Origin of the sequence: Moraxella sp. Pampa (genome assembly GCF_035181385.1) — a bacterium.
Lineage (GTDB): Bacteria > Pseudomonadota > Gammaproteobacteria > Pseudomonadales > Moraxellaceae > Moraxella.
This window is the reverse complement of record NZ_JAXCJK010000004.1, coordinates 85,130-91,855: the sequence shown is the minus strand read 5'-3', so window position 1 is coordinate 91,855 and position 6,726 is coordinate 85,130. Positions and strand designations below refer to the sequence as shown.

Annotated in this window: 3 protein-coding genes and 1 pseudogene; 2 read left to right on the top strand and 2 right to left on the bottom strand. The window is 41.7% G+C overall.

The annotated features are described in order from the left end of the window. Window positions 1-169, top strand: a 169-nt coding sequence (locus R0123_RS08525; protein WP_416381707.1) for a pentapeptide repeat-containing protein, incomplete at its 5' end; no start/stop codon positions are given. 14 nt (window positions 170-183) lie between these two features. On the opposite strand, the pseudogene R0123_RS07715 reads toward R0123_RS08525, so the two are convergent. Next, a pseudogene (locus tag R0123_RS07715) lies at window positions 184-3,051 on the bottom strand (S6 family peptidase); the annotation flags it as partial. Between the two features lie 267 nt (window positions 3,052-3,318). Between R0123_RS07715 and parE the strand changes: the two are divergent. After that, a complete protein-coding gene (gene parE / locus R0123_RS07710; protein ID WP_323843647.1) occupies window positions 3,319-5,211 on the top strand; it encodes a DNA topoisomerase IV subunit B in 1,893 nt (630 codons plus the stop codon). Between the two features lie 136 nt (window positions 5,212-5,347). Here parE and R0123_RS07705 read toward each other — a convergent pair whose 3' ends face one another. Next, window positions 5,348-6,193: a factor H binding protein domain-containing protein gene (locus R0123_RS07705; protein ID WP_323842240.1), complete on the bottom strand. Its 846-nt coding sequence runs from the start codon at window positions 6,191-6,193 to the stop codon at window positions 5,348-5,350. Between the last annotated feature and the right edge of the window lie 533 nt (window positions 6,194-6,726).

The window sequence follows — 6,726 nt, the reverse complement described above, 5'->3', positions numbered from 1 at the left end:
CGCTTCTTTACGCTCCGCTTCTTTACGCTCCGCTTCTTTACGCTCCGCTTCTTTACGCTCCGCTTCTTTACGCTCCGCTTCTTTACGCTCCGCTTCTTTACGCTCCGCTTCTTTACGCTCCGCTTCTTTACGCTCCGCTTCTAGATTGACCATTGGGCTATATAGATAAAATTTTTGCTTATCATCGCCTAATACATAACGATAAGCGCCAAGGTCTACCTCTTGGTTGTGCAGGGTGACTTTTAAACCATCTTCACGACCGCCTTTGGTTTCAAACAACGATAATGTGCTGTTTGCCTTAGCAGGTTCTTTGCCACTGTTAGAGACATACAGGGTGTGCGTGCCTGCAGTTTTACCTTCTACAGTCACTTTGTCACCCCTAAGCTCTTTGATGTGGGTGCGATAATAAATATCACTGTAACCTGTCAGATCCCCTTGCACCGTCAGCGTGTTAAATTTATCTTTTGCCAAACCGTCTTTTGATAAATGTACTTGCGCATTTGATAATGTCAAATTGCCGATATGAGCATTATCATTCATTTGCCATTTGCTATCATTTAGCGTAATGGTATTGTCTTTGTTGGTATTGGCAGAGCCCGTCCAATCAGTGTGAGTGAGTTGCAATTTGGCACGATCTGTTAATTTGGCATCGCCTAATAATGAAGTGCGAACTTCGTGTGTTTGAGTCTGGTTTGGAATGAGTGCACTGCATTCAATCAGACCGTTATAATCTGAGCGTATGCACAGCTTATCTGAGGCATTGTTAGAAAAACCAATATCAAAACTGGCATTTTGGCTACCTACAATATTTGCTTTAAGGACATTGGCACCACGAGCAGTTTTAATGACGGCATTATTTGTACCTTCTATGCTGTCAGCTTGATAAGAACGCTCTATCCAAGTGTTTTTGTTGGGGTCAAATTCTGTTTGATTAATATGGTCAAACGCTCTTGGTGTCGGTCTTCCTGCCAGTACTAATTTGCCATCATTTGCCTTAATTTTACCATTTAGTGCACTGCCACCTGTCAACAACAACAGGCCATTGGTACTGTCTTTTGGATCAAAGACAAAATCCAGCTTTCCAGCCTGAGTCTGCTCGCCCAGTTTCCCAGAAAAAGCGGTGCGATTGCCTTGGAGTTTTTGAAATTCACGAGCTTTCTTATTAATCTTGTTGCTATTGCCTGGCTCACTGTTTTGAGTGCCTACGAGCACATAATTATTGTCCGTTTTTCCTGTGGTGCGCATCTTACTATCGCCAATCAGGATATAAAGATCGTTTGTTTGCTCATTAAGAATGTAGTTAATGCCATTTTTTGTTTCATTTAGAAGTTTTCGCTCGCCTTTCCAAATCACCGAACCGTTGGTATTGGCACGGTTGGTGATGATACCACCATCATCGACATTGTGCATATAGTCAGTGGTGATGGTCTGTCCATGTATGTCTAGCACACCACCTCGATGACCAAATCTGAAGTCATTATTTTTCACCTGATTTGGTTTATCCAGTACCACCGTGCCACGACCACTGGCCAGCTCTACATAATTAGCAGCTTGACCTTCTTTGGATAGATACACCACGCCATCACCAACTGAGATGCCACCTTGGTTGTTGTTATTGCCATCAATGACAAGCGTACCTTCCCCAAGTTTGGCCAGATAATCATCAGCGGTAATCTGACTAGAAAAATTCACAGAGCTGCCATTAGCGACATTAATACCCCCACCTTTATGACTGCCACCACTAATGATCAGATGGGTGGGTTGTCCACCCAGACCTACATGAATGCCACCGCTTTTTTGTACAACATCACCTTTGATTTTTAGATGTGTGTCTTCATCAACATACAAATCATCATGCTTACCCAGGGTGAAGCTTGAATTATCATCAGTGATGAATTTGGTATCATCACCGTCTTGTTGCCAAGCCAGCTCACCTGCAATCTCTCCAACAGCTCTGCGAGCTATTACTTTCTCCATAAACTCTCGGTCAAAGATTGTGTATCTGGAACCATTCTTACCATCATCATTTGGAGATTTACTGCGTGCACCAGGTTGTCCATCGCCACTAGCAACCAATCCTACCAATTCCCATTGCTTAGTGAGTTTGTTAAAACCGTATAGACCACTACCACTATCACCACTTTGTGCTACTGCTGCCAATGGTGAATCGGTGGTTTTTTTTGTAGAATCGTACAAATCCTCAAATTTAAAACGCTCACTCATCAAGTAGTACACGATACCATCATGGGTAAAGCTGCTCCAATCTACTCGTGGCTCATCTGAAAAACGAGGCACTGCACTTGCCGTCAAAAAGCGATAAACAAAAAAATTGTCTTGATGCTGGTCTTGTGGGTGAGTGCCTTTTAAGAGTATGCCGTCGCCAGTTTTAGGATCAATAACTTCTTGTGCACCTCCCCCTACATGCATGAAAGCTGCATAATTTTTTGGGTCAAAGCTTTGAGCAGAGTCACTGGTCAGCGTTGGTGCAACCTCGGTAACCATTTTGTTTAATTTTGGGATATTAAAGTCATAAAAATTGAGTTGTCGTGCATATGCTTCGTCTTGTGTGATAACACCATCTTTTACTTCGTCATCAATCGCAAAATGACCCTCACCATTTGCTTTGATTGTTGCATAATATTCTTTATCAAGAGGGTTGATTTTGGTTTCATAATCGTTACGAAGCTCGGCATGATACCGATTTTTTGGGGCATGATGTACATCATGAGTGCCAAATTCAACTTCCTTAAAATATGTATTATAGTTGTGCTGTACACTTGTGACAAACTGTGGTGCAACTAATGTTAAGATGCCTTTGCCACTGGAAGTGGCCGAAAAAATAGGTACGGGCACACCGTCGGGCAGCAATTTGCCCAGTATTTTGCCATTTTTATTGGTGATTGTAATGTCGGTAGCACCTGCAATAAATTCACCCTTGTTTTCTGCAAAATCACGATAAACTTGTAGATTGATGTCATTACGCAAGCTAGATGCGTGAGCAAGTGTTGATGATACTGCCAAAGCCAGTAGGGTGGGTTTTAATATTTTCATGAAATAGCTCATTTGGTGGGTCTAAATTTTTTTTGGATTATATAATAATAACAATAAAACAACAAGCTTACTCTGTAGTATCAGACGATAAATATGATAAGACATGAACACCAAAAAAACACGCATGTCATCATAGCCTTTTGAATAATTTTTTGTGTTGATTGATTGATGGTATTTTGATGAATGTGAGGAATTTTAGCAGTCAAATTCAAATATTTTTCAAAATGGGTTACAATATCTTTTTATTTCAAAAATAAGTACAAAAAAATGAATCAATATACCACCCAAAACTTAGAAGTCTTAGAAGGATTGGAGCCTGTCCGTCGTCGTCCAGGCATGTACACTGATACGGCACGCCCTAATCATTTGGCCCAAGAAGTGATTGATAACTCGGTTGATGAGGCTTTGGCTGGGCATGCCAAAAATATCACAGTAACGCTCCATGCGGACGGTTCATTATCGGTGCTTGATGATGGACGGGGCATGCCAACTGATGTGCATCCAGAATTTAATCAATCAGGTGTAGAACTGATTTTGACACGATTGCACGCAGGTGGCAAATTTTCTACAGATAATTATGCCATCAGTGGTGGCTTGCATGGAGTTGGCATCAGTGTTGTTAATGCCTTATCCAAGCGAGTAGAGGTTGCGGTGTGGCGAGATGGCTTTGAGTATCACATGATTTTTGAGCAGGGTGTGCCTGTAACAGCACTGGCACAAAAGCCAAGTAGTAATAAGAAAAAGCGAGGGACGCAAGTACGCTTTTGGGTGGAGGAGCGATATTTTGACAACCCTAAGTTTGCCATCAAGCCCTTAAAGCATAATTTAAAGGCCAAAGCGGTCTTGTCTGCAGGGCTAAAGATTGACTTTATTTCAGAAATTGACCCTATTGATAGCGAAACTTGGCAATATACAGATGGTCTGGTGCAGTATCTGACCGAACAGCTTGGCGATACGCAAATTGTCCCTATGGCACCTTTTTATTTTAGTCAAGAGCCAGTCGGTGGCGAGCGTGGCGGGGCGACATTTGCGGTTGCGTGGTCTGTTGAAGGTGGTGCTTGTGTCGCTGAAAGTTATGTCAATCTCATTCCCACCATACAAGGCGGAACCCATGTCAATGGACTGCGTACGGGCATCACTGATGCGTTAAGAGAGTTTTGTGAAATCCATAATTTGTTGCCTAGAAATGTTCGTCTGACGGCTGATGATGTATGGGAGGGGGTGAACTTTATTTTATCGCTCAAGTTTGTTGAACCACAGTTTAGTGGGCAAACCAAAGAGCGATTATCCAGTCGTGAGGCCGCTCCTTTGGTGCAGGCCTTAGCCAAAGATGCGTTTAGTCTATGGCTTAATGTTCATCCAGATACTGCCAAGATGATCGCTGAGCTTGCGATTGCCAACGCTGGTAAACGCCTAAAATCTGCCCAAAAAGTTGCCAGAAAAAAAGTTGTACAAGGTCCAGCCTTGCCGGGAAAACTTGCCGATTGTAAGGGTGATTTAAAAGATGGGGCAGAGTTGTTCTTGGTGGAAGGTGATTCGGCGGGTGGTTCGGCCAAACAAGCAAGAGATCGTCATTTTCAAGCAATTTTACCCTTGCGTGGTAAGATTTTAAATTCATGGGAAATCTCGCACGATACTGTTTTGGCAAGTCAAGAAATTCATGATATTGCCATTGCCATTGGCGTTGACCCTGCTTCTGACGATTTGTCCGAATTGCGTTATGATAAAATCTGTATTTTAGCAGATGCTGACTCGGACGGACTGCACATCGCCACACTCATTTGTGCGTTATTTGTTAAGCATTTTAAGGCGTTGGTGGAGGCAGGGCATTTGTTTGTTGCCATGCCGCCTTTGTATCGTATTGATATTGGTAAAGAGGTGTATTATGCCCTTGATGATGATGAATTAAACAATATCCTAAAAAAGACCAAGAACAAAAGCAAGCCTCAGATTACTCGGTTTAAAGGTTTGGGAGAAATGAACCCTGATCATTTGCGTGAGACAACAATGAACCCTGATACTCGCAGGCTGGTTCAGCTTGACTTAGATGATTGGACGCAAACCTCAAAGCTGATGGACATGCTTTTAGCTAAAAAACGCTCATCTGACCGTAAGACTTGGTTGGAGACCAAAGGTGACTTGGCAGATTTGGCGGTGTGATTATTGATGTTATATTGGTGCGACATTGGGCATGGCTTATTGAATGCTTGTTGAACTAAGAGTGTGTTTTGGCTGATTAAATAAAAAACCGCACAAATTGTGTGGTTTTTTATTTTTGTTGGCAATCTTTGTGGGCTTATTGTTTTTTGCCGCCAATGATGCCTGTTTTGCTATCGCTATCAAAAGACCCTGCTATTTCTTCAGCGTTGTCACCAAAGAAATTCAACTTATACTCACCATTTGATAGACCAGTAACTTTACCTTCTATTTGATGTTCTTCATCTTCTAGGTTAAAGGTTAAATTACCTTTTTGTAGTGTCAATGTGTCACGGCCGACCAGTGAGCCTTCGCCTGTTTTGTTGGCAAAGTCAACATTGTAAGTAAAGTTGTAGGTGTCGACATCGTTTTTGCTGTCAAATTTATTATTAAAAATGCTATAGCCTTTGCCGACATATGTAGCTTGCCCTGCAGGTAGATTTTTTGTTTCTTTTCCATGCACGCTACCAAAAAGATCAATCTTGGCAACAGTTTGTGTGCCGTCAGCGTGAGTAATTTTGTTGTGCAGTCCGACAAAAGCAAGTGAGTATTGCTGTTGCAATAGCGCCATATTACCGCTCACGATTTTTTCACCGCTTTTCATTTGTGCTTTGTCTTCATGGTCAACAGTCACTTGCATGCTGGCTGTAACAGGCATCACAACAAAGCCTTGACCAAGCTCTTTAAAATTGATTTTACTGCCATTGTCAAAAGTTTTATCGCCAATTTTTACGCGTAAATCTTTTACCCATGCATCTTGTTTGCTGAATGTAGAAAACACGCCCTCTAGGTCGCTTTTGAGCTCAAGGTCTTCATATAAATTACCTGAGTAAGCAGGTTTTGGGGCATCAACTGCAATACTTGCACTGCTACTACCACTGCCGGTAGCACAAGCGGTTAATAGCATGCCAACAGAAATGGCAAGAGCAACATGTTTAACTTGCATAATAATCTCCAAGATGGGTATAAAGGTATGCCAAATGGCATCAGTGAATGACACTATATATTACATTATTGTGCCAGAATTAAACTTATTGTTATCATAGCAAATTTAAAGCAAATATACAATAAAAACTAGCAAAAAATCTGACACATAAGTATTCAAACATTTTTTTAAATGCTGATTGCTTTTTTGGCTTTGTGTATTTACTGGTATGGCGTATGGCTTTTGATGTTGCATAGCATGAATGATGGGTGATATTTGTAATTTTATGTAAATGACCTCACATCTGATTGGTGAGGTGAATCCTGATGATCGTAGTCTGGCTTGACTTGATTGAAACGATTGGACGCGGATCTTAAAGTCACCACTGCCATTAGCAAATTACTTTGTGGTAAGCTTGCCAACTGAGCACTTAGGTGATGGCATTGTGATGCTGTAATATGACATTATGGATTGATGAGGGCCAAATCAATGGTCTGGCAGATTTTACTATGGCTTTATACACTGTTTGGCTGTATACTGCACAGAATAAGATC